Source organism: Paenibacillus sp. MABNR03 (genome assembly GCF_050455445.1).
Classification (GTDB): domain Bacteria; phylum Bacillota; class Bacilli; order Paenibacillales; family Paenibacillaceae; genus Paenibacillus; species Paenibacillus xylanilyticus.
Genome location: NZ_JBCIYR010000001.1, coordinates 1,052,820 through 1,078,031, shown reverse-complemented (window position 1 = coordinate 1,078,031; position 25,212 = coordinate 1,052,820). Strand labels below are relative to the sequence as shown.

At 46.5% G+C, this 25,212-nt stretch carries 23 protein-coding genes; 5 read left to right on the top strand and 18 right to left on the bottom strand.

Going from position 1 to position 25,212, the window contains the following annotated elements; all coding sequences use genetic code 11:
- Window positions 1-128: 128 nt before the first annotated feature.
- Window positions 129-938 (bottom strand): MBL fold metallo-hydrolase, encoded by an 810-nt coding sequence (locus AAIH57_RS04650; RefSeq protein ID WP_430020716.1) that lies wholly within the window; start codon window positions 936-938, stop codon window positions 129-131.
- Window positions 939-1,113: 175 nt separating this feature from the next.
- Window positions 1,114-1,383, bottom strand: a complete 270-nt coding sequence (locus AAIH57_RS04645) for a hypothetical protein (protein WP_175399126.1) — start codon at window positions 1,381-1,383, stop codon at window positions 1,114-1,116.
- Between the two features lie 217 nt (window positions 1,384-1,600).
- On the opposite strand from AAIH57_RS04645, the gene AAIH57_RS04640 reads away from it, so the two are divergent.
- From AAIH57_RS04640 to AAIH57_RS04625, 4 genes are all read left to right on the top strand, one after another.
- Window positions 1,601-2,833, top strand: coding sequence for an aminopeptidase (locus tag AAIH57_RS04640; protein ID WP_430020715.1), 1,233 nt, complete (start codon window positions 1,601-1,603; stop codon window positions 2,831-2,833).
- Between the two features lie 84 nt (window positions 2,834-2,917).
- Window positions 2,918-4,150, top strand: coding sequence for an aminopeptidase (locus AAIH57_RS04635; RefSeq protein WP_430020714.1), 1,233 nt, complete (start codon window positions 2,918-2,920; stop codon window positions 4,148-4,150).
- A gap of 211 nt (window positions 4,151-4,361) precedes the next feature.
- Window positions 4,362-4,952: an RNA polymerase sigma factor gene (locus AAIH57_RS04630; RefSeq protein ID WP_430020713.1), complete on the top strand. Its 591-nt coding sequence runs from the start codon at window positions 4,362-4,364 to the stop codon at window positions 4,950-4,952.
- Entirely contained in the window at window positions 4,930-5,886 is a 957-nt protein-coding gene (locus tag AAIH57_RS04625) for a hypothetical protein (protein WP_430020712.1), read from the top strand. Before AAIH57_RS04630 ends, AAIH57_RS04625 begins: the two co-directional genes overlap by 23 nt.
- Window positions 5,887-5,890: 4 nt before the next feature.
- Here AAIH57_RS04625 and AAIH57_RS04620 read toward each other — a convergent pair whose 3' ends face one another.
- The 14 genes from AAIH57_RS04620 to AAIH57_RS04555 form a co-directional block, all read right to left on the bottom strand.
- On the bottom strand, window positions 5,891-6,382 hold the full coding sequence (locus AAIH57_RS04620; RefSeq protein ID WP_430020711.1) for a hypothetical protein: 492 nt from the start codon (window positions 6,380-6,382) through the stop codon (window positions 5,891-5,893).
- Window positions 6,383-6,600: 218 nt separating this feature from the next.
- Window positions 6,601-8,079: an Lsa family ABC-F type ribosomal protection protein gene (locus AAIH57_RS04615; protein WP_430020710.1), complete on the bottom strand. Its 1,479-nt coding sequence runs from the start codon at window positions 8,077-8,079 to the stop codon at window positions 6,601-6,603.
- A 108-nt stretch (window positions 8,080-8,187) separates the two neighbouring features.
- The gene (locus AAIH57_RS04610) at window positions 8,188-8,316 is read right to left on the bottom strand and encodes a hypothetical protein (protein ID WP_430020709.1); all 129 of its coding nucleotides are present in this window, start codon (window positions 8,314-8,316) and stop codon (window positions 8,188-8,190) included.
- A 230-nt stretch (window positions 8,317-8,546) separates the two neighbouring features.
- Complete coding sequence (locus tag AAIH57_RS04605) at window positions 8,547-9,746, bottom strand: MFS transporter (protein ID WP_430020708.1); 1,200 nt, start codon at window positions 9,744-9,746, stop codon at window positions 8,547-8,549.
- A gap of 229 nt (window positions 9,747-9,975) precedes the next feature.
- Window positions 9,976-11,292, bottom strand: a complete 1,317-nt coding sequence (locus tag AAIH57_RS04600; protein ID WP_430020707.1) for a hemolysin family protein — start codon at window positions 11,290-11,292, stop codon at window positions 9,976-9,978.
- 345 nt (window positions 11,293-11,637) lie between these two features.
- Entirely contained in the window at window positions 11,638-13,215 is a 1,578-nt protein-coding gene (locus tag AAIH57_RS04595) for a sigma-70 family RNA polymerase sigma factor (protein ID WP_430020706.1), read from the bottom strand.
- A 184-nt stretch (window positions 13,216-13,399) separates the two neighbouring features.
- Window positions 13,400-13,894 (bottom strand): spore coat protein GerQ, encoded by a 495-nt coding sequence (gene gerQ, locus AAIH57_RS04590; protein WP_175398465.1) that lies wholly within the window; start codon window positions 13,892-13,894, stop codon window positions 13,400-13,402.
- A gap of 18 nt (window positions 13,895-13,912) precedes the next feature.
- Window positions 13,913-14,335, bottom strand: coding sequence for a cell wall hydrolase (locus tag AAIH57_RS04585; protein ID WP_430020705.1), 423 nt, complete (start codon window positions 14,333-14,335; stop codon window positions 13,913-13,915).
- A gap of 158 nt (window positions 14,336-14,493) precedes the next feature.
- Entirely contained in the window at window positions 14,494-16,242 is a 1,749-nt protein-coding gene (locus tag AAIH57_RS04580) for a hypothetical protein (protein WP_430020704.1), read from the bottom strand.
- A 144-nt stretch (window positions 16,243-16,386) separates the two neighbouring features.
- Window positions 16,387-17,136, bottom strand: coding sequence for an SDR family NAD(P)-dependent oxidoreductase (locus AAIH57_RS04575; RefSeq protein WP_430021331.1), 750 nt, complete (start codon window positions 17,134-17,136; stop codon window positions 16,387-16,389).
- Window positions 17,137-17,315: 179 nt separating this feature from the next.
- On the bottom strand, window positions 17,316-17,708 hold the full coding sequence (locus AAIH57_RS04570; RefSeq protein ID WP_175398462.1) for a DUF2500 domain-containing protein: 393 nt from the start codon (window positions 17,706-17,708) through the stop codon (window positions 17,316-17,318).
- Between the two features lie 573 nt (window positions 17,709-18,281).
- Entirely contained in the window at window positions 18,282-19,589 is a 1,308-nt protein-coding gene (locus AAIH57_RS04565; protein WP_430020703.1) for a collagen-like protein, read from the bottom strand.
- Window positions 19,590-19,908: 319 nt separating this feature from the next.
- Window positions 19,909-20,121, bottom strand: coding sequence for a hypothetical protein (locus AAIH57_RS04560; protein WP_430020702.1), 213 nt, complete (start codon window positions 20,119-20,121; stop codon window positions 19,909-19,911).
- 135 nt (window positions 20,122-20,256) lie between these two features.
- On the bottom strand, window positions 20,257-21,534 hold the full coding sequence (locus AAIH57_RS04555) for a WD40/YVTN/BNR-like repeat-containing protein (protein ID WP_430020701.1): 1,278 nt from the start codon (window positions 21,532-21,534) through the stop codon (window positions 20,257-20,259).
- A gap of 314 nt (window positions 21,535-21,848) precedes the next feature.
- Here AAIH57_RS04555 and AAIH57_RS04550 point away from each other — a divergent pair, with 314 nt between their 5' ends.
- Window positions 21,849-22,778 (top strand): L-lactate dehydrogenase, encoded by a 930-nt coding sequence (locus tag AAIH57_RS04550; protein WP_175398459.1) that lies wholly within the window; start codon window positions 21,849-21,851, stop codon window positions 22,776-22,778.
- Window positions 22,779-23,036: 258 nt separating this feature from the next.
- On the opposite strand, the gene AAIH57_RS04545 is transcribed toward AAIH57_RS04550, so the two are convergent.
- Together AAIH57_RS04545 and AAIH57_RS04540 are read right to left on the bottom strand one after the other, a co-directional pair.
- Window positions 23,037-23,969 (bottom strand): tyrosine-type recombinase/integrase, encoded by a 933-nt coding sequence (locus tag AAIH57_RS04545; RefSeq protein ID WP_175398458.1) that lies wholly within the window; start codon window positions 23,967-23,969, stop codon window positions 23,037-23,039.
- 92 nt (window positions 23,970-24,061) lie between these two features.
- Complete coding sequence (locus AAIH57_RS04540) at window positions 24,062-25,135, bottom strand: hypothetical protein (RefSeq protein ID WP_430020700.1); 1,074 nt, start codon at window positions 25,133-25,135, stop codon at window positions 24,062-24,064.
- Between the last annotated feature and the right edge of the window lie 77 nt (window positions 25,136-25,212).

Genomic DNA, 25,212 nt, shown 5'->3' with positions numbered 1-25,212 from the left:
TATACGGCTCGAATATATCACGACTGGGCACAAAATACCAATCTATGATATAGAACATTTTCATCATCAGACGACAAAAAAGACAGCTGCGCTGCTCCGCGGCTGTCCTAATGGCAATCCTTACCCGATTAATCAACATATTTGCCGTGATCCGGCACAGCATTCTGCTCAAAGTCCAGATCAAGCTGCTCGAGCGAATCACGCAAGAAATCTCCAGTCAGTGAATGGCCATGGCCGGTAACCGCCACTCTGGGTTCCAATCGGCGGATCGCATGAACCGAACGGTGGGCTTCATCCCAATCTGTTGTAAAGTATGCTGGTGGACCATGCATCTGTTGGTCCTGCAGCAGCACACTCCATAGTGACTCCTGCTTCACCGAGATAATGGCGTCTCCTGCAATGAGGATGCGGTCTTCCTCGCGGAAAAGCGACACATGTCCAGGCGTGTGGCCTGGCGTATGCACCCACTGCCAACCGGGCATTCCAGGTATTGTGTGATCTTCCGGCAGGCTGAATATTCGATCATCCAGGTTGATTGCTTCATTTGGATATGCGAATGACAATCTAGCCATCAAGCCACCACCTACGGAAGGGTCCGCTGGAGGATAATCTTTTAACCCTGTTAAATAAGGTAATTCTAGCGGATGAGCGAAGACGGGTACTCCCCAGAACTGCTCAAGCTCAATTACAGTACCCACATGGTCAAAGTGGCCGTGTGTCAATATAATGGCGGACGGCGGTCCCTGAAACCGTTCTGCTGCAATGCGCACAATATGATCCGTGAATCTCGCCATTCCGGTATCCACGAGTACCCAATTCCTGCTTCCCTTTTCACCGATGAACACAACATTAACAAATAATGTACGCAGACTGAGGATATCGTGCGCGACTTCTTCAAGTCCTGTCATTCCTGCTGTGATCAGATTGTCAGATGTCATCCACGGTTACCTCCCATTCAGGCGATTGTCCCTCTGTTTGCCATCCATAGACTGCCCCTTTTTGGCATATCTATTCCCTTTTCTCATAAAAATAGACGATGCATACCCTGTTTGAGCACACACCGTCTAGTATAGTCCGTTAATTCACATAATAGAACATCTTCCTCTGTTCTGATTATGCCGGATAGGCATCCAGAGCCGCGTCAAGCAGCTTGTCGTACAGATCATCATCGTTTTCCAGCAGCTCGTCCATACGCAGGAGTTCTTCTTCATCGCCGGATTGCTCCGTGAAATGAAGACTGTAATCCCAGTCCTTCCCGTTCTTGCTCATAAACGTCACCTCGTAAATGGACTTTTCCCCTTCTGCACGAAAAACGGTTGTTCCAATATAGGATTTCTCGTCTTCCCGACGCATCTCAGCACGAATAATTTCGATATTCACCATCATACACTCCTTTAATCTCTCATCTCTAACAGGTCTACATCATATATGGTAAACCTAGTTTGGTAATTATTATTGGTTAATTGTACAATATATATCGTAGCAACGTATACCTTATTCAATGAAGGAACCTCAATGTACCCTTACATACACGAAATGAGGGGCTTAATGTTCCAGCTAGAGAGCTACAATACGTTATATAACAGGAGGAGAATATAGCATGAATAATTTCGAGCTTAATCTACAGCAATACGCAGAACTGGCCGTCAAAGTGGGAGTAAACGTTCATCCTGGACAAACACTCGTTGTCAATGCACCAATCACTGCAGCACACTTTGTGCGTCTGATCGTGAAGGCAGCTTATGAAACAGGTGCCAAGCTGGTCAAAGTAAACTGGAGTGATGAAACCGTAACACGTCTCCACTATGATCTTGCACCGGATGAAGCCTTCTCCATTGAACCGAAATGGTTTGCAGGCGAAATGACTGAACTTGTTGAAGAAGGTGCAGCCATTCTGCATGTCATCGCGGAAAATCCCGATCTCTTGAATGGTGTAGCTCAGGATCGTATTGTGACTAGTCAAAAAGTGCGCGGAAAAGCACTGGAGAAATATCGTGCATATCAGATGGCTGATAAATTCAGTTGGTCCATCGTTGCAGTTCCTTCCCCGGAATGGGCTGCAAAAGTATTCCCGGATCTGCCTGCAGAGCAGCAAATCGATAAGCTGTGGGATGTGATTTTCAAAACGGTTCGCATTGGAGAACAGGATGCTGTTTCCGAATGGAAAACACATTTACAAAACCTTGATTCCCGTGCCGATCTGCTCAACAAGAAAAAATACAAAAAATTGCATTACACTGCCCCTGGCACAGATTTAACCATTGAGCTTCCTGAAGGACATATCTGGGTATCCGGTGGCAGCATTAATGAGCAAGGTCATGTCTTCGTTGCCAATATGCCGACGGAGGAAGTGTTTACTGCACCACTGAAAACAGGAGTTAACGGTACCGTACGGAGCACCAAACCACTGAGCTATGGCGGTAACCTTATCGACGGTTTCTCTCTTACATTCGAGAAGGGCCGAATTGTTGACTTTACGGCTGAACAGGGACATGATGCACTCAAAAACCTGATCGAAATGGATGAAGGTGCACATTATCTGGGTGAGGTAGCCCTCGTTCCCCATCAATCACCGATTTCCGATACGAACATTTTGTTCTATAACACCCTGTTTGATGAAAATGCATCTAACCACTTGGCGATTGGTAACGCCTATGCGTTCTGTCTGGAAGGCGGCAAAGCCATGTCGAAGCAGGAGTTAATCGATGGTGGATTGAACTCAAGCCTTACCCATGTGGATTTCATGGTAGGATCGGCAGAAATGAACATTCACGGTGTTACTTCCGAAGGGAAAGAAGAACCCATCTTCCTGCAAGGGAACTGGGCATTTTAATAATAACGGTTCATGGAGAGAGGAGATCACTCCTCTCTTTTCCTGCGTCAGCGGGTAAATTCACAGAACATGGAGGTCACTACAATGTTAAGTTTTGAACAAAAACTGGATCGTTACGCAGAGCTGGCTGTCAAAGTGGGTGCCAACGTTCAACCCGGGCAAATCCTGGTGATCAGCGCGATGATTGATACAGCTGAGTTTGTGCGTCTTCTTGTTCGTAAAGCCTACGAAGTCGGTGCCAAACAAGTCATCGTAAAATATGGAGATGAGACCGTAAATCGGCTGCGGTTCGAGATGGCTCCGCAAGAGTCATTTCAGGAGCCGCCAAAGTGGCATGCGGCTGAGCTTGAAGAGTTGGCAGCGAACAACGCTGCCTTTTTGACCGTCCTCTCTTCAAGTCCGGATCTGCTCAAAGGGATTGATCCAGAACGAATCTCTACTCATCAGCGTACATACGGGCAGGCGATGGCCAAATACCGGCAGTATCAGCAGGCCGACAAAATGAGCTGGACCGGAGTAGCCTGTCCTTCACCGGATTGGGCAGCAAAGGTATTCCCGAACCTGCCTGCCTCGGAACAGATGAAGCAGCTGTGGGAGGCCATTTTCGCCGCTGTCAGAGCCGATCTGGATGACCCTGTTCAAGCCTGGGAACAGCATATAGACCGGTTGGAACATAAAGCGGTTGCCCTAAACACCAAAAAGTATAAAGCATTACATTTTGTCTCACCTGGAACCGATCTGACGGTTGAACTCCCTGAAGGGCACATATGGGCGCAAGCGGGCAGTGTTAATGAACAGGGAACCCGTTTCGTTGCCAATATTCCGACGGAGGAAGTGTTCACGGCTCCGAGCAAGCATGGCGTCAATGGCAAGGTTTCAAGCACCAAACCACTTAGTTATGGCGGCAGCATTATCGATCGCTTCTCGCTCACATTCGAGAATGGCCGTATTGTCGATTTTCATGCAGAAGAGGGTCAGGATACACTGGAACGACTCATTAACATGGATGAGGGCTCTCATTATCTTGGCGAGGTGGCATTGGTGCCCTTCCATTCACCGATCTCCGAGAGCGGCATTCTATATTACACCACGTTATATGATGAGAATGCTTCATGTCATCTGGCCATCGGCAGTTCCTATGCTTTTAATATGGAAGGCGGCAAAGCCATGTCTCCCGATGAACTTGCTGCCCGTGGCATGAACTCCAGCATTACGCATGTAGACTTCATGATGGGTTCCCCGGAAACCAATATCTATGGCATTACGGCAAGCGGAGAACGGGAAGCAGTCTTCCTGAATGGGGATTGGGCATTCTAAGCATTTTCCATTCCCTAATAATCTCATATTGATGTTGATTAGGCTGCCTTGCTGACCACAATTCATGGTTGGTGAGGCAGTCTCCTTGTGGTATGTGAGTTCACGCTTTCTCCTATTGTCGGAGCAACCTCCCATTGTGTCATTTCCATATAATGTTGTAAAATGTAATGATACCAATGTTTGTGGATTGTTCACCAGAAAGGAGAACATCATGGCCAATCGGCTCCAGTTACTCTTGGCCTCAGATTTCCATAATTTGAGCCCCACACTTCAGGAAGAAGTGTATTACGAATACTATAATATGGTTCATGGTCTCATCGTTTATATCATCAAGGAACGTACTGCAGCAGAAGATATTATCCAGGAAGCATTTATCAAAATTATTAAAAACAAACCTATTTTCGAGAACGAAGTCAAACTGAAAGCATGGCTCAAGGTCGTCACCCGAAACACGGCTATTAATTATCTGAGAAAAAATAAAAATAACCGTAACCAACTGGATACGGATAGTGTTTTTATAGATATGGAGACAATCAATCAGACAACAGCATCCGTAGAGAGCACTGTGGAGACGCAAATGATGCAGGAATCCATTGAGTTCTATCTGGAACAACTAAAACCCGAATATCGAGTGCTGGTAGAACTGCGCTGGAAAGAAGGATTGTCCTATCGGGAAATGGCTGAGCTGCTGGACACTTCGGAAGAAATCGTGAAACAACGTTTGTTCAGGGCCCGAGGCAGTATCAAGAAGCAATTACATAAGGAATGGGGTGGGACCATTGAGCAAAGGCAAGTCAGATAGGCTTTTTGAACATTTGCATTCAGAGCTGGAGGAAGAATATTTCGATGCCGCGTTTGATCTGGCGTTTGATGAAGCCTTCCATCAGGCTGTCTCTGCTCCCCCTACCTCCAATACGGAACCTATGCGTCAATCCTGGCTGCAAGTTCAAAGGGAAATTATGCGAATTGGCGTAAGAAAAAAAAGAATGCGTACTTTGCGCTTATCTATTGTGGTGGCTGCATCGTTAACGATCGGTGGTGTCATCTTCAGTTTGCCATCCGGGACACAAGCCGTTTCACCTTTTGTCCAGTCGATCAAGGATTGGGGCAACGGTGTAAAATCAATCGTGATTGAGGATCGTACCACTCAGCTCGGAGCGGATCCTTCAACCGCCAAAACAGCGCCTCCACCTGAACGTGGAATTAATGAGGCTCCCCAAATTTTTACTGGCGATGAGGCTGAGGAATTTGTGCAACAATTTGAGGACAAATCCATCGTCCTTGAAGAGGTAGTCGTAACGGAAGAAATAGCTCGCTCGGGATTCAAGGGTGACTTTTTGTTGTCAAGAGCTATACCCGAGCGTTTTAAAAAGGTTAAATATGAGCTGATTCTGAATCCTGATATCCCGGTTAATTCTGACGATTATTATAAAACCGATCGGATGAGGGTCCGCTATATGGGTGAAGGCAAGAATGGTGAAGAAGAGATTATCCAATTTGACTATGTCAATGTCATGCCTGGACAGGTCATTGAAGGTCCAATGCTCCGTGAAACCAATGTTGTCAAATTAGCTGACGGTAGCGATGCTTTTGTATACATCGGCCCACCCTATAACACATTTCAATGGATGATGGGTTCGGTAAACATGAGTTTATTTGGGACCGTTACACAAGATGAAATGATTGCAATAGCCAATGATCTGCAGGAACAGAAGTTTCCTGGCAGTACCCAATAATCAATCAAAATAATACGTTACTTGAAATATCTGTTGTAGTCTCGGGTTTGGTTCCGTCATCAGCTGTATGTTTACTGACAACCCGATAGTAATAACCTGTGATGACTGTCCAACTGGACTGAGCATAAAGGGATTGCGTTTGTGTCTTCTTTTTGGAACTGGTCCGATAGGTCACCCATTCCGAGCCGGTCCAACGTTCCAGTCGATACTCGACTTGAAGGGATTTCATTTCCTTGAAGGTTGATGTCGTTGTAGTTACGTTTGCTGTCAGGCCGCCTCCGGGTGCAACGTTACCATCGGCCTGATAGATATATTTTAGAGCTGCCAGGGAGTGAACACTTGGTTCCAGTGGCGGTGGTGGTGCAGTAAGTGCTCTAGACGCCAGATTTGGACTAGCCACGACGATACTTCCGGCTGGGATGGATAGGACTGCAGGGATCGATAATGCAGCAGCAAGTGTAACTTTTAGGATGGACGACAACCTCATTTTCCACATATTCATTCCTCCTCAAATGCCAAATTTGATTTTGTGTAAGGTATAAACGGATGGAGTGGCTTGCAGGTTTCAAAAAAAAGACGCTCCGACTTTTGATGTCGGCAGCGTCTTTCTTTCTTGCGTTGAATCTGTGGGCAGGTTAAAACCCAAATTGAAACGTAAACAATTCAGCTTTCGTATAGGCATATTAAGGAGTTAAGGAGTTTCCACTCCCCCGTTCATAACTCAATGATCTTCGTTGCGATATTTGCACAAAATTCACTGTCATGTTCCACAAAAAGAAGCGTTGGAGAGTGCTCTAGAAGCAGGTCTTCAATTTGCATGCGAGAGATGACATCAACAAAATTGAGCGGTTCATCCCACACGTGCAAGTGTGCCTCCTCGCTGAGGCTTTTGGCAATCAGTACTTTCTTTTTCTGGCCAGCACTATAGGTTGAGATATCCTTATCCAATTGCAGTCTCGAGAAATCCAACTTTCGTAATATAGATTTAAAGAGGCTCTCGTCAATACCCGCAATAGACGCGTACTCTGATAAGCTTCCAGCGAGACCAGATGTATCCTGTGACACATACGAAAACCTAACCTGAGGATCTTTGCGAAGATGACCTGTATATGAAATATCCTCTCCGCAAATCAATTTAAGGATACTTGATTTACCAGATCCATTTTTACCATAAAGAGCAATACGGTCCCCTTTTTCAACCGTAAAACTTATGTCCTTACACACTGTATTGGAACCATATGCAATCGACACATTTTCCAGTTGAATAATTTCATTTTTGTGAAAGTCCAATTGATGAATCTGCAGCCTTTCTGCACTTTCAATATTTTTGAGGAGTTTGGACTTTTCTTGAATGGCAGACAGCTGCCGCTGCTCAATGTTTTTGGAACGTTTCATCATTTTTGCAGCCTTGTGCCCAATATAGCCTTTATCCACCTTAGAGCCGGAGTTTCTTGTACCATTTTTGGATTTTTCGACTTCATGGGACCAGCCCCCGGTCCGTTTGGCTGAGTCAGATAAACGTTTAATGTCTTTTTTCAGCTTTTCGTTGCTTGCCAGTTCATATTCATCTTGTCTCTTTTTATTTTCCCACCAAGCGGAGAAATTCCCTTTTTGAATCTCGATGTTTGTTTTATTGATCGAAAGAATGTGATCTACACTGTTATCCAGAAAGGAACGATCGTGGGATACCAGGATAAAACCACTTTTCCTGCTCAGATAATCACTGACGAGCTTTCTAGCATGCAGATCGAGATGATTGGTAGGTTCGTCAATAAGCAAAAATTGATTTTCCTTCATGAACAACGCAGCCAGCATGACTTTCGTTTGTTCCCCATTGGATAAGGAATCAAATGGCCGATACAAAACATCCTCGGATACCTTCAAAAGGTTGAGCTCTCGCACGAGTTCCCAATGCTGATAGTCTGGATGAACATCGCTAATCACATCGAGAGTCATTGAGTCTTTATGTTCAACATGGAAAGGAAAATACTCAAAATGAACATTTGAAGAAATCGTACCACTGTATTCATATTTACCGAGCAGCAGGTTAAGGAACGTTGTTTTCCCTCTCCCGTTTCTCCCGGTAAAGCCCAATTTCCAATCGGAGTCCAGCTGAAAACTCACATTTTCAAATATGTTATCGTAACTGCCGTCATAGGCAAAAGTCAGGTTTGAGACGTTTATTATTGACATAAGGGATCATCCTTTTCATTTATGTTAAGTTGCTAAATGAATGAGGTTATGACCAAGACATGGTTCCCTTATTTTATCCGATCTTTTATAAATCCAAGCAATTCAAACTTAACGCCAGGTATATCTATTCATAGACGGATAAAGCTCCGAATTCCGATTCGTGATTTGGTGAACCGTGCCAATGTTCATATCCAGTGACAGGTTCACATAAACATCTACAACCTCTAATTCAGCCATAACTCTATCCCCCTTTAAAATCATATGACTTCAGATACCAAAAACTTAACATGGATATGAATCAGGGGTCAAGGATGATGAGATTTTTATGGGGAAATCACAACATCCATTAATCAAACAAATCATCGATCGAGCGGATTGGCTTCACTTCCATAGACTGCTTCGACGAGGCTAAACTTGCATAGGCGCCAGCCCAGATGACCACAGCTAAAATAATATACACCATCTTCTCACCTCCCCACTATTTCAGGTTTGATGAGTAAACGATTTACCACCTCTGCACTGAGCAGCAAAAGGACAAGTAGGATAATTACTATAATTGGAAAAGAGTCCGTACTGGTTTTCGTTGCAAGGAGTCCAAAGAGTGGTGGAATCAGTGTGGTACCGCTATAGGCGACAGCCATCTGGTACCCCATTAACTTTGCTGAATTTTCTTTACCAAACCGAGTAGGCGTTTCATGCAATAGTCCTGGATAGATCGGAGCAAGACCGAGTCCAATGAGTATAAAGCCCGCTACGGAGAACGATGAGGGTAAAGGAAGCAACAATAGGAATCCACCGCCAATCGTCACCCATTGACCGTAACGGATCAAGAGGCGATTATGGACTTTTAAAGTGATAAAACCCGTGATAAACCTGCCGAAAGTAATTCCTCCATAATAAAGAGAGATCCATCCAGCAGCCATGTCTGCTGAAAATTCTTTTGTACCTACCAAGTAGCTGGCTCCCCAAAGTCCAACGGTTGTTTCTACCCCGCAATATAACAGAAAAGCGATCAGCGACGGCGTAACTCCCCTTATTTTCAGTACGTTCACCGGAATAACCATCTCTTGCTGTGTCTTTATGTCTTTTTTCACTGGTTGTGCTGTTTCACGCCTCGCTGCGACACGTTTCCATAAAGGAAGCGTTATAAAAAGCACAATAACAAGTATGAGCTGGATGACAGCGACTGCTGTATACCCGCTTCTCCATGAATTCTGACCTGCTATATAGCCAGCCATGATAATGGGGCCCATGGTAGCGCCAACTCCCCAGAAGCAGTGCAGCCAGTTCATGTGATGTACTTTGTAATTTTCGGCGACATAATGATTTAATGCCGCATCTACTGCTCCAGCTCCAAGCCCCAGTGGAATGGCCAAAAACATAAAACACAACATGGATGGAGCAAAGGAAAATCCAATCAATGAAACTGCAGTTAGCAAGCAGCTGAACAAGGTGATTTTACCCGTACCTATTTTCTGAATCATTCTCCCGCTTGCCAGACTGGAAACAATGGTGCCTCCAGCAATAATCATAGAAATGATACCAGCTGAACCTACGGAAGAACCGATTTCTGGCCAAATGACCGGCCAAGCTGACCCAAGCAGTGAATCCGGAAGCCCTAAACTAATAAATGTTAGATAGATCACAATTAGAAACCAGGTTGCCATCAGTGTAACTCCTTTCTGGTGTAATCATTCTGCATGTTATAATAAACAAACTTTATAAAGTATATGAATTAAATATGCAGCAAGTCGTTAACTTTTGTCAAGACTCGTCGTGTGACCTTGTGAATAACAAACTTAAGCAAACAAAAAAAACAGCCTAGGGATGAATAACATCTCTAGACTGCTTTTTTATCTGTTTTCATTTAAAATCATTTGGATCCAGATGAAGGGTTTAAGCTCCTTCTTCCTCAACCAACATCTCCAGTTTGATCACATTTACCCGTGAAATTCGCTTATGCTCCGTCTCCTGAATGACGAAAACATATCCTCCATATTCCACGGATTGACCAACCTCGGGCGGGATAGCGTCCACTCTGGAGTAGAGCCATCCACCAATCGTATCGTAGTCGCTCCGATCCATGTCCAGTTCGAACCGCTCACTGACTTCTTCAATCAGCATCATGCCGTCAATGGAGTATTCCATCTCATCCACTTTCTCAATGGCAGGTCGCTCCTGATCAAATTCATCCTGGATCTCGCCCACGATCTCTTCCATAATGTCCTCCAGCGTCACCATACCGGAAGTTCCTCCGTACTCATCAATCAAAATCGCAATCTGTGTCTTGCTGCGCTGCATACGCTTGAGCAGATCACTGATGGGTGTCGAATCCGGTACGGCGAGGATCGGACGAATCACGGAAATCGTGTCTGTGAGCTGAGACCGCATCAGATCTTTGATGTGAATAAAGCCAATAATGTGGTCCTTGTCACCGTTATAGACCGGATAGCGGGTCCGCATGCTTTCACTGGCAATTTCCAGGTTTTCAAGCATGGACTGATTGGCGTTCAGACAGATCATTTCCGTCCGCGGAATCATAATTTCACGGGCGGTTGTTGCCGTAAAATCAAATATATTATCAACAAGCGCCAATTCAGTATTGTCAATTAAACCGCTCTTATTGCTTTCTTTCATGAGAATGCGTATTTCATCTTCGCTATGCGCCGAGTCATGTTCCGAAGCAGGTGCCATTCGAAACAATCTCAGCAGGCTGTTCGCCATTCCATTTAGAGCCCAGATAAAGGGATACATTAATTTGTAAAAGAACGTAAGCAGTGCCGCAGACCATAACGTCACCGTCTCGGATTTGCGGATTGCCATCGTCTTGGGAGCAAGTTCCCCGAGTACAATATGCAAAATCGTAATAATAACAAAAGCAATTACAATTGATATTCCGTGTACGTATACCGGACCGAGTCCAAACGCGGTAAACATGGGCTCAAGCAAGTGAGCAATAGCAGGCTCTCCAAGCCAACCCAGTCCTAGCGAAGCCAGCGTTATGCCCAATTGGCACGCAGACAGGTAACCATCCAGGTTACGTACAATATTGGAAGCATAGATCGCTCTTTTGTTGCCTGCTTCCACCAAAGCTTCAATTCGGCTGCCGCGCACTTTCACCATCGCGAATTCTGCCGAGACAAAAAAACCATTCATTAATACAAGCAAAGCAATTAAAAATAAATTTAATATACTCGGTAAGGGGTCACTCAAATTGTCATCCTATTCGCCGTCATTCTTCGGCAAATAGGTCCACCTCCTTCGAAAATGTAGGATATTAGCCATTCTGCCGCTCATATGCAGTTTCAACTTCCCAACGCTTCCACCTCCATCTTTGTTCTGTCGAATAAAAGGATATGCTTCTTTTATTATATAACTCTAGACTACACAGTCAATCCGTGTCCTATGACAACGAAATGGTGATAATCAGCTATTTACTTAACAAAAGTAGCGAATACGCCATTTTGTATACGTTTTGCTAACTAAATAAAAGAGTATTCCCACTCGTGTTCAGACTCAGGGAATACTCTTTATTGTACGTATCTGCTGCGGAAGAAACTATGGTTCCATTTTCACAGGAAAACCGGTAGACGTGTCCCAACGCCAAAGAGGTTTTTTTCCTGTTTCGTTCCACAGTCCTCCAACCCAGGATTCCTCTCTTGTTAATTCTGCCCAATCCACTTCTCCAGCCAATACCTGGTTGCCGAGTTCTGTTAGAGATAACACGCTGTAACGGAATTTTTCATCATGCTGTGTAAAATCAGGAAAAGTATCCACTCCACTGATGTGTAGTAAGGCATGTGGTTCCTTGGTCATTCTTCTCAGATGTGCCCAATATTCCAAATCCCCCATGCCCAAGACATGCAGCCGATCACCCACATGTTTAAATAATGGATAAGGATTCTCCACACCCTGCCTCACAGCTTCCAACGTCGTTTGTTCAATGACACCCAGACCATTCGATAGCGATGGCATACGGGACAAATGAGCCTCGAAAGCAGCATGGGCAAACGGGTAAATTGAAGTATCCTGTTTCAAGTAATCCATATGATCTTGAATATCGGGAGAGGTGTACGCTTCCCAGAACTTGCTGCCTGCCTGAATTTCCTTCGCTCCCATCACATGCCAGGTGCCTGACAAACGTCCAATCTGTCCAGGTGTAAGCTGACCGAGTCCCCGAAAGTGCTCTATCTCCGGATAAGCATCAATACACAACAGATTCAGTTTGGTATCCCCCAGTGACTGACCTTTAAAATAGTGCAGCAGGTAAGATAACATCGCCTGATCATAGAGATCATATTCAAACCATAGTACAATTTCCTTATATTCATAGAATGCATGAAGCTTGCGTTCCAGCTCCACAATTTGCAGGTATTCCGTCTGCGGTATCCCCAATTGATGTTCGAGATAGGCTGCACGCTTGCTTCTCTCCATCTCGTTCCCCATATCTCTGGCTACAGGTCCAAACGTGTATAGTTCGCGCCAGACCAGTACCTCTCCTTCAATTCCACTTTGTAGCAAACGATCAGCCGCATGGTCTCCATTCGTGATATGTAACATGCCTTTTCCCCCTTCATGCAGTTCTCTGAATACGGAAATAACGTCCGCAACAGGTATTGTCTGCCTAAGCTTCGCCCGGGCATCATACAGCCTTTTCTTCAGTGCCGGGACAGACACGCTGAGGAAATCGGATATTTCCTTAAGTGAATAGCCCTGAAAATAGAACATGTCCACCACATGCCTCATGGATGACGGCAAACTGGTAATGGAATCGCGCAGAATGCGGTGCACTTCCTTTTGTAAGACCAGTTGTTCCGGATTATGTGCCTCATCGCTTGCCTCAGCCGTGTCCTGTATTTCCTGTACTGGGTAAGTGGCGTGCTGTCTGCGCCTTAACCAGCGATAGCACTGCCTTTCAACGATCACTTTGAACCATCCGGGGAAAGCTTCCGGTTTCTCCAGCTTCGACAAATTGGCAAAAGCTTCGGTGAACGCCTCCTGTACCACATCTTCAGCCCAGAAAGCATCCTCCAGTTTGTGATAGGCCACAGCGAGCGCCATCCCGCGGAACTGTTTCATTAATTGCTCATACGCCTCAGCTTCACCCCGGATGGCTCCCTCGATCCACGTTTTCATGATGTAAACTCCTTTCTGTGAGCGTTGTGCTTGGCCCGTATATGTATAAGTGCCATGATTGCAGGTAATGGTTACTTTGATCTTAATTATATCTAAAAAAACTGTCCCGCCTGTGGATGAAATTCCACAAGCGGGACAGCCTGATTTTTTTTTATGTGTATGCACAACCCCGTTTAGTACCGGATTAGCGTCTGCTTGGAGCTTGAGGATAGTTTCCAATTACACCTGGATATTGGTACAACAAAGGCTCATCAAACGTAGCATAATCAAAGTTAACCATTAACAGCATAATCCGTCTTCCCGTCTTTGGATCACTGATGATGATATGATCACGTCCTGCCGCTTCGATAATTCCTTGGAAAATGCGTGCATTCCACTCTTTGTTGCCTTCATATGTCATGTAGAACGTACCGAATTTGCCGAGATTCAGACGCAAAATGTTTTCAATGTAGGATTGTTCAAACTGCGGTGCAGTTGTTGTGACGACCCCACCCGCTGGCGTCATTGGACTGCCACTGGATACGAGTGGAGGTACACTTGTGGAGCTTGGCGATACCATACCTGGTGTCGGCGACATCGTAGGCATGCCGTTACCGATTTTGTAAGATGTTCCTTGGACTTGCGAGTTGGCCTGTTGGCCCAGTGCCTGCGTTGTTGGTTGATATGGTTGGTTAATCATTGTAATTCCTCCCCAATTTTAATAAACTTCCGGACAGTCTTCACCTGTCGGACTGAAGAAACAATGCGCCTTGAAACGGCCTGTATTTTGCTGGTTATACCACGTTGGTGGACAGTCGCCCACAGGTCGGAAGAACCAAAGGGAATTGCTGGCCGGCCAGATCCGTTCTCCATTGATCACTCGTTGGGCCAGACGAATCTCGGCTTGCCTTGCCCGCTGATAAAAATAGCCTTTTTGGGTCGACTCAAAGCCCCCTGGGTTCTGGAATACCATACGGTTAATATCACGAATGTCCCCAAAATCCAGGCAATCCACCAGTACCCGGTTCACACCCACATTCCCTACAAGCAGCATACCCTGTTCGCCGTCACCCTCAGCCTCTGCCCTCATCAGTCGAGCCAGCAGCCTGACGTCTTCTGAGTTGGCTTTAATAACAGCCATAATCTGTTTCCTCCCTTGCTTCAGCTCTTCATCACCGTACATCGTATTGTGCAGGAGCCTATTCGGTGACACGAATTTATCTTTTTTCCACAAAAAAATCCCGGAACCTCACTACCTGTGAAGTCCCGGGACAAAATATTTCCTATAAAAGCCGCCTATTAAGGCTTGGCATTAATCCAATAATCATACGCATGGACCATGTTACCTTGATAGGCTTCATATTCCGTTAGCAGATCAGGCAGCTTCGCAAGTTCACGTTCCATCTCGGCCGCACCGGTATCGTAAAATGAAATATGGGTGCCTTCGTAATTTTCTTTCATCTCCACCGAAATCAGCAGCGGCTTGCCCAGACGATCGGCTATCTCCATTTCCTGGCTGACCACCGCCGCAATCCCATTGGACCCTTCAGCCTTGTTGCGGAAAGCCATGAGAGAGACATGATCCAATGTACGAATCATAAACTCACTAACAGACATGTCCTCTCCTGGCAAAGGAAAGGTATCCAACCATACAGCCAAATCGGCACTGGTTTCCAGACTGCTATCCTTTTTCGTTTCTTCCTGGAAAAATGCGATATTGGCGGACCACTCTGCCAGGAGAGCATCCCGATCAGAATTCCACTCCGGCAGGGTGTATGGCTCAATATCCAGGTGAATACCCTGAAACCGCTCATCCGGTTCGACTTCAGCATTATAATTTTTTACATAATTAATAAGGCGTTCAATACGCGGCCGGTTCTCTGTTCTTCCCCAGATGGGATGACCGCCCATGGCGTGAATCTCAATGCCTTGTGCCCGGGCCCGTCTAACAAAACTCCGATAACTTGAATAAGGCTGATCCAGATCAAGCCGGACATATAAGAAATTGATATGCTGCTCTGCTGCAAATTCAAGGATATGCTGGCCGCCATCATCCATTACCTGAGAAGCCTCCCAGATGTAGGTTCCGCGAATCTCCGGCTGAAGCGTAGGCTTTTCCGGTGCCGGCTGTTCTTCCGGTTCAAGCTGTCCCCAGTACACGATATCATGCACGGCAGAGCCGGCATATGAAGTATGATCACGTAACGTTTCTGCTACTTCTGCCATCACACTTTCCAATTGGGCTGCGCCCTTTCCGGCGAATGAAGTAAACTCTTCCCCAGGCATCGGCTTCGTATTCACGCCAACCGTCACAGAGGCACCGCTGGCATCAGCCCAATTCATTTCCTGCTCAATCAGTTGTATAATTCCGTTGCTTCCTTGTGCATTATCGCGGTAAGCTAATAAAGTAACATGGTTAAACTTTTCCATAAACCAACGTGATAACGGCACGTTATCTGCATCATCTGTCGTTCTTGTACCAGCGACCGTGTAAGAATCCAGCCAAAATGGCAAATCGACATTCACGGCGATTGCCTCATACTGCTTCATGTGATCAAGCAATAGCTCCATATTGGCGACCCAGGATTGAACCAGTGGCTCGGCCTCCTCTTTCCATGTAGGCAGAACATAAGGTTTGATATCCAGATGAATTGCATCGAATCGCTCATCTACACTGGCTCCCTGATTATATTCACTAACCCACGAGGCCAACCTTAACATGGGTGCTTCACGACCAGTCACTGCCCACGACGGATCGCCTCCGAGCGCTTCAACATCGATTCCAGCAGCACTGGCTTTGGCGATAAACGTACGGTAAATCTCATTGGTCAAATTCATATCCACATTTACATAGAGTCTGTTAATCTTATGTTTAGCTGCGTTAGCCAGCAGCTCGTCTCCTCCATCGACTTGGACAGACTTGGCCTGCCATACCCAGGCTGCCCGTATGTCAGTGCCAGCCTCTACTGGCGAAGCAAACCCTGTCATTATAATCCCTCCAATCAGCAGTAATAGTCCGATGATCTTCCGGGATGGATTCCCGAACATATACTCCCTCCATTCCTGTACTGTTGTAAAATCACATTCATTATAGCAATCGACTTCTGAAATTCAAATAAGCCCAAGTGCTTAACTTGGGCTTATGGCTGCTATAAGGTTCAATTTGTACAATAGACCGAGTGAATCCCGGTTCTAGTCCTCATATATCATTTTTCGAGTCATGCCCCCATCAATCATCAGATTGGTCCCTGTGACAAAGGTATTGCCTGGATCCGACAAATATAAACATGCGCGGGAGATATCCGAAGGAACGCCTACTCGGCCAGCCGGATGCTGTTCATGGTCTTCGGGTTTCAATTCGTCTACGCTGCCTGTCTCGATCCATCCCGGACTGATACAATTGACCCGAATGCCGTCCTTGCCAAGTGAGACTGCCATCGCATGTGTCAGAGCAACAATGGCCCCTTTTGATGCTGCATAAGCCTCCGTTTCAGGTTCAGACATAAACGCCCGCGTCGATGCCATGTTTATGATAGAGCCTCCATGTTCATTTTGTTTCATATGTTTGGCCGCTTCACGGCTCGCCAGAAAGCAGCTCCTTACATTCGTATTGAGCACATCGTCCCATTCCTCCAAGGTCAGCTCATAGGGAGACTTCCATCTCGCCACTCCGGCATTGTTCACCAGTATATTGATTTGTTTGTATTCTTCCATGGTTGTATGGATCAGATTCGCAATATCCTTCTCCTTGCGAACATCGCACTGAACAAAGATCGCTTCTCCGCCTTCATTGCGTATGGAAGCTGCAGCTGCTGCTCCTTCCGCTTCCTTGAAGTCGGCCAGTACAACTTTGGCTCCTGCAACCGCGTACGCTTCAGCCACGCTGCGTCCAATACCCTGGGCTGCTCCTGTAACTACAACGACTTGATCTGTAAATGACATCATTAACTCCTCCTCTATTGAGAGGTTTCTGTCATCGCATATGAATATGTCGAATCAAGAAACCTTATTTTAAAAGTCTTTCTCCTTATATAGAAACACGATACCACCTTTAAGAAACGCTTGTCCAAGAAAAAGAGGATTAAAAAAAGCTTACGCCACTATGGCGCAAGCCAGCCGGATTACCCGCGTACACGTTCTGAATACAGGCGGTTGTAGCGCTCAAAGCCAATATACCGCGTTCCTTTGAAGGAAAGACGACCTTCATCTCCCTCGGAGCATAATCCGTACTCTTCTCCGTTCACCTTGAATTCGAGCCGATCTCCACTCTCTACTTCAAAGGTAATGTAATACAGCGTACGGGCTGAACTGCCTTGTTCAGCTTGCGACTGACTGATCTGCATTCTTCTGCCCGTTATTTTGGAAGGTACGGTCAGCAGAGGTTCTGCGTTGTTGCGTCCCCATCTCCATACTTCTTTCCCAACGGACAAAAGCACAATCCCTATAATCAGAACAAACACGACCGGAAAGACGGTTCCGAAAAAATCAAACATCCAGGATGATTCAATGCCCATGTCTCTCCCCTCCGTTCTTACACCTAGGACAGCCAGAGTCTTGACCCGTCTCCTGTAAATATATATGCGCGGGTAATAAGGAACTTGTTATCCGGATTCAAAACCAAAAGCAATGAGTGGGAAAACCCTAGATTAGAAGCTAAAAGATTGATATTGTGCTGAGACACATGCATCTTTAAAGCAATAAAATACTAAAAAGGCTTCCCGATTTGTGTCGGTCGAGCCTGTACATCACCATATTTAAGGTGAACTTACTTAAACGATGTCGCAAATCAGTGATTAAGTAGTAGAATCTGATGTCCGTCTTTGAATAACTCAGATGATGCTCGTATGTAACTTCATCCCTTTTTACGCTTGCAGCATTTTCTCATACAGGAATGTTTCCTTCTCAATATTTACAGGTTTTGCCCATATTCTGTTTATACTACTGCAAGCTGCAGCTATGGTTCTCTCTAAGCAGCATCAATCTAAATTCGATTGTAAATTTACGGTCCCCCTAAATATGGATGCGCGGCTCTAACTGAGATAGCACTTTAAAACAAAAGTGGCTATCTCAGTTAAAGGTACCCTGCGTTAAGCTAATTGTGTGATTACAAGATGTGCCGAAACAGGTCTTGTTCCACCCGCAAGAGGTGTGATCGTTAATGCAGTGGCATTACCAGCTGGATTCCGTACGGTTAGGATTGAATTTATAACAGTCGTTTGTACTAAGGCTACCCCTACAATCTGAGACGTTCCTGTTGCCCTCCCAACTACGGTCGGAGCCAAATCAGCACCATTGAGGGTCAAAATAAGTTGACCTGCTTCATTGATACTCACTTGAAACAGCACTTGATACGTGCCTATTGCTGCTAGATTGAATGAACTGGGTCCCGTTCGACTTATAGTTGTTCCGCTAGTAGGCCCATTTTGAGGGAAACTCACATCAGTGCCCGGAGCAACAGTAGCTGCATTATCAGGAGGCATCAGAGCAAAAAAATCGGCGAATCCCAGGACCCCTCCGGCAGCTCCTGTAGCACCCGTCGGGCCTACCGCACCAGCTGGACCTGCTGCTCCAGTGGCACCTGCCGGGCCTGCCACACCCGCTGGACCTGCTGCTCCAGTGGCACCTGCCGGGCCTGCCACACCCGCTGGACCTGCTGCTCCAGTGGCACCTGTCGGGCCTGCCACACCAGCTGGACCTGCTGCACCAGTAGCTCCTGCGGGGCCCGCCACACCCGCTGGACCTGCTGCTCCAGTAGCTCCAGCGGGGCCCGCTACACCGGCTGGACCTGCTGCTCCAGTAGCTCCAGCGGGGCCCGCTACACCGGCTGGACCTGCTGCTCCAGTTGGCCCAGGAAAACCTTGTGGTCCAATGGCTCCGGCTGGGCCAGGCTCGCCTTGTGGTCCTTGAGGTCCTATTAAGCCTTGTGCTCCGGGGATACCCTGTGCTCCCACCGGACCTGCAGGACCTGCCTCACCCTGAAGGCCTTGTGCTCCGGCTGGGCCAGGCTCGCCTTGAAGTCCTTGAGGTCCAATAAGGCCTTGTGCTCCAGGGATCCCCTGTGGCCCCATCGGTCCAGCCGGGCCAGCTTCACCTTGAGGGCCTCGTGCTCCGGCTGGGCCGGGTTGCCCTTGAGGTCCCTGTGGACCTGGAGGCCCTCCGGCTGGGCCAGCAGGTCCGGGGGGACCTTCTTTCCCTTGGATTCCCTGCACGCCCTGAGGACCTTGTTGTCCCTTAGGACCAACGACAGTTGGTGTAGAAACATTCACTTCAGGTGGAGGACAAGTTACCCGTACTACTTTTTTAACAACTTTTACTCGCTGTTCTTTTCTTTTTCCTTTTGGATGACATACGGATTTGATTTTTTTTCGCCGCTTTTTCTCTTCTGGACTACCCAAATGTGGACACCTCCCTATAACATGGTTTAGTGTACGTATGTAATTGGCTTGACGTATGGACGAACATCTATGTTTAACTACACCAAAACCTATCTTTAAGGAAAAGGGCTACTTCACATGGCAGTTTAGCCCGTAAGGTGTGGTAAAGGCAAAAGAGGCTCTGACAGCATTATACCGTAAGAGTCCTTTATTATTTTCGGCTTCAAAGTGACCCTTCTAACCTGATTTCGTATGTGCGTCTAAATAGATGTGTTTCAAATAAAAAACGCCCCCGACTGGGGGCGAAAAGTTTGATATAACTGCTTTTTTAACTTGATTGTTAGTAAGCGTACATTAAGTTCATAAATCCGCGGGTTGCTTCTGCACCTTCCGTTTGCTCGGGTTCTTCAGTCTTTGCGTATTGCGCCATGCAGGCCTTCACTTCTTCCTCTGTCGTGCAGCGGTTGGCATAATCGCATGTGTAGCATAATTGAAGCATATATCTTGTTAATTCGTCCGCCTGCGTGAATTGAGTTTGTTCATTGGTTCTCATCTTCATCACTCCCATCTCTTCTTGAATTCAATATAACATCATTTGAAGGTTATCATTGTGATTTATTTCACAAAGTATAAAAAAAGAAAAGAAACCCTTCGGTTTCCTTCTTCAAACGTATATTCCCCCTTGAAACTACAGCACTTTCCAGTGTATGCCGCCATCCACGGTTTGCAGCAGCAGGGACCTCTTGGTATCCGTATTCTCGACCAGAATCCAGCCCAGTTTCGAGGACACCATCTGCAGTTTCACGATCTCCGGATAGTCCTCCAGAATCCCGACCAATACTTTACTGCCCGGAAGTGCCTTCCAGCTCTTCCCCGCATCCTTCGTCTGATACGTTGTCCCAGACTGGACTGCCCATCCTTCTGATGTATTCAGGAAAGCTGGAGTCAGGTTGCGATTGACTCCCTTTTGTTTATTCAGACCGAATGATGAAAGAGTCCAACTCTTTCCGCCATCAGCCGTGAAAAATCCGTGCTGCTTGGTATAATCCCCACTGGAACAGGATAGGGGCATCCAGGCTCCCTTCGCTTCTCGACCAAAAAACTGAGGGGACCCAATGTTGAAATTTCCACATCCATTGAAATCGTTTCGGTCAAAAAATGTCGGCCCTGTCTTCCAGTTCTCACCGCCATCTGTCGTAACATAAAGCTTCGGAGTTCCGAATTCCAAGGCTGTCAGGAAACCGTGTTTCGGGTCAGAGAAAGTCAGGCCGGTGGTGTATCCGCGTGTCGGAATCTCCGCTGTAGTTGGCCCATCATCCTCATCACTGGATGACATCTCCTTCCAGGTGATACCGCCATCTTCGGTAACAAACAGCTTTTTGTCCTGCTTGCCAATGGAAGTATCCACTGTAGTCAGAATCCAGCCTTTCTCCGGGGATACGAATGAAATGGCCGTGACTTTGTCCGTCTTGGACAAGGAAGACAAGCTCCAGCTTGCTCCGCCATTATTCGTGCGAAGCACCATTGTATCGGTTCCGCCCATTCCTTCACGTACAATCCACCCATGGGTGCGATCCACAAAATAAATGCTCTGTCCATACTGCGGATTCGCCGGAAACTGCACATTCTCTGAAGGTGAAATGTTCGACCAGGTCACCCCCTGATCCTGGGTGTAATACAAACGCAGCTCGTTCCTTGTCACCCCCCATGCCAACCCTCCGTTGTCATTAAGCAGCTGGAAGTCGGTCAAACGCGTTTGGATCTGATATTTTGTCATATCTGTTGTTTGCGTAGTGTTTTCAGGGGGCACAACCGTTAATGTCTGACCTGTATTTCCGATCTCTTCCTGCTCTTGGGGCGGTTCAGCCACCGGTGTCTGACCTGAGTCGGTGCAGGCAGCCAGTACGGCAGCTAATCCTATAGACAGCAATGCTGTCTGCGCGATTTTGGTCCATTGCAAACGCAAGTGGGGTTCACCTCTCTCATCCAATAGCAGGCGCGCATGCCTGTCCAATCGGTGTTCATTTTACGATTCATTCGAATCCACTTCTCCCATTCTACCACAAACCGTGTCGAAAAGGCTCATCTTGGCTTATAGGGCGTCCGAAGGTAACCGCAACCTCATACTCGTTCCTTGGTTGCATAAACATGACGTACTTTCGACGCAATCTTCCTCAAACAGACAACAAAAGCGAAAAAGTTTATAGACATCGCTTTCTTTTCGAACATTTATACCTTAATATGGATGGAAGTCTACCCCAAAAAGGAGAGGATATGAACATGGTAAACAGTGCAATGCTCAAACCAAGCCGTGTCGTTATTATTGGCATGGGTGCGGTGGGAACAACAACGGGATACACGCTAATGTTAAGACAGCGCTCATCCGAGTTGGTATTTGTGGATGTGAATCATGATAAGGCTACAGGCGAAATGCTGGATATGAACCACGGGCTTCCGTTCACCGGAGGCGTGAAAGTATGGGCTGGTGACTATTCGGACTGTAAGGATGCAGACATCATTATCATTACGGCTGGGGCTTCCCAGAAGCCTGGCGAAACCCGTATTGATCTGCTGAAGAAAAATGCAAGCATTTTCAAAGAAATTATTAAACGTATTACCGAGGTGAATTCTCACGGTATTTTGCTAATTGCCACCAATCCTGTAGACATATTGTCCTACACTTCCTGGAAACAGAGCGGCTGGCCTGCTTCAAGGGTGATTGGCTCCGGCACACTGTTGGACAGCGCCCGTTTCCGCTACCTGATTGGCAAGAATAAAGGGATCGATCCACGCAGCATCCATGCCCACATTATCGGGGAACACGGGGATTCCGAAGTACCTGTATGGAGTCTTGCCAATGTTGCAGGAACGGATCTCGAACTGGATGAGGAAACGCAGCAGGATATTTTCGATCGTACCAAAAATGCCGCTTATGAGATTATTAATGCCAAAGGAGCCACTTCCTATGCAATTGCACTCGCATTGGATCGCATTGTGGCAGCTATTCTGGGCAATGAGGGTTCGGTGCTGAATGTATCCACATTGCTTAACGATTACAATGGCGTGTCCGATGTCTATCTCGGAGTTCCATGTGTGGTAGATCGCAACGGAGTGCGTGAAATTTTGCCACTTCCATTGAATGAGACAGAGAAAATTGCATTTCAGGCTTCAGCGAACAAATTGAAGGAACAGATTGACGGATTGGAATAATGTCATTATTTTAATATAACCAAAGGACCATCTGAATCTGCCGTTGTTGGAGATTTAAATGGTCCTTTGGTATGTATTCATCCATTGGTAATATTGTCCTGATAACGAGAACATCATTTTGGTTGTATTTGGTTTACATAATATTTATTCTGTTCAGTTCAATGTATCTGATTTCTATCCTCCTATTCCGGACTTTGAAGTGATAAAAGTAAAACGGTAAAAAGACCTATCCTCTAGGACAGGTCTTCGTCATTCAGATTATCTTTCACCCACAAATTCAGGGAGTTTGACGTCCAGTAATGCCATCGCTTCTTCCTTCTCGCGACTGGTGACGTGGGTATAAACGGTCGTAGTTTGAATCGATGCGTGACCGAGCAGCTCCTGAACGGTACGCAAGTCGGCGCCGCGCCTAAGCATCATGGTGGCGAACGAGTGGCGCAGTTTGTGGCTGGAATAGTGCAGACGCTGATGGGTCGGAGACTCTTGCTGGAAGCGTTCAAACGTTTCTGTTGATATGAGCTGAATACTGCGAATCGATAATCGCTTCCCTTTTTGAGACACAAAAAGTGCCTCTTCCTTCGCCCGCCAAGGAGACAATCGCTCTTCCACAGCCAGGGATAACAGATCTGCAACCATTTCCGGAACAGGCAGTGTGCGCCACTTACGGCCCTTACCGAACACGTCCAGCGTGCGGCGTTCCGCATTATAATCTTTGCAGTTAAGCGCGTGCACCTCACCAACCCGTAATCCCATATAACCCATCAATAGAAAGATAGCGAGATTACGTGTACGATACTTTCCTTGCACGGATTGGAGAAATCGTTCCAGACCGCTTTCGTCCAGAAAGACAGGTGCACGATTTTTCTCGGTTTTGGACTTTTTGATCCCCGAAGCCGGATTATTCGTCAACACTTCCAGTTCAATTAGCGACTTGAAGAAGCAGTTTATCGCTGCATGTTTGCGATTTCTCGTAGCGTCACTAACTCCACGTTCGCGTGCACGTGACAGAAAAGACAATACATGCAGCTTTTTCACCTGTTCCAGTGACTTTCCCTGAATAGATGCGAGAAACTCGGCAACGTCGCCTGTATATGATTTTACCGTGTATCCCGTGTATCCGGCGTCCTTCATCCATATGTGAAAAGCTTCAAGTTCGTCCGCATACTGCTCCCGAATCTCGTCAGTCATCATCCGTATTCGTCACCACAATTCAATTATTATTGTATAAGTCGAAGAAAAGTTTCTCACATCAGAACACTACGAAAACAGAAGAACGTTCTATCTTAATCTACAATTACGACGTCGATCAATGGACTGATTTCTTCCGGTCGCCCTTGACTGCGTGTAAGCACAAATGACGGCAGCGGACTTTCGTGCAAACCGTTAACCGACTCACAGATCTGTACATGCAGGTCCATGTACAATGTCTCACCTTCCCCTGATACATCGATCACGGGCCAATCCTTCTCGGCACATGCCGGCCAGTTGGCCAGTTCATGAACAGGTACGACGCTCAACTGCTGTACAGCTGGGGCGACCCGGTAAACTCCTCTTAATTCAGGATCCTCACCAAGCTTGTCCACTGCAAGTGTGGAAGCCGCTTGCTTGTCGGGTGTGGAGTAGAGTGAATAACACCATGGAGACACACCCCACGCGATAGCCATAAGCCCTTCCGCTAGTAAATTGTCCGAAAGGTCACCTTCTCCGAATTGTTCAATCAAGTTATGGTCTCCAGTACCAATAAGTTGTTCCACTCGTTTCGACATACGTGGCAGGTCCGCTAAAATAAATCCACCCCGGCCATAACCGTCAAAAACATGATGATCCCTGCTCCATTTGGATGAAACGGCAGATTGATGCTGAATTGCTTCTGATGGAAACAATGTTATGAATACCGTTACAACCTGTGCATATTTTACCATAGCCTCTTGTTCAGGCTCCAGGGGGCCTTCGGCAATCCGAGGTGTTTTTCGGTGCAGCGAAATCCGCAGTTCATATTCTCCTTCTGCAAAATCAGTCCATCCCCATTGTACAGGCTGCTCGATACCTTCTATGGAATTTAATGAAATCGTGCTTTCAGGTTTCAAAAAAACAGAATATTGAACCGAGCCAAGCTCCTGACCATATATGATCACAGCGTCATCCCGGTGGATCGGTGCATCAAGCTGCTGTGCAATGACGGATACCTTGCGTCCATCTTTCAACCTGCGCCCCGGGTCGACTTCCAATTGAAAGGCATCTTTCTCCTCAGGATGTGAGATATTCACCTTTGCCTCTGCAAGTACGATAGAGTCTGCCAGTGCAAATCCGAAATTCGGATTCATGTGAAGCTGATTGGTATGTATTGGTGTGTTCATAGTACATCCCCTCTCCTATGTCTGATGGCATGTCACATCCCCCAATATATTTCATATTTTATCTGACCGCAACCCTA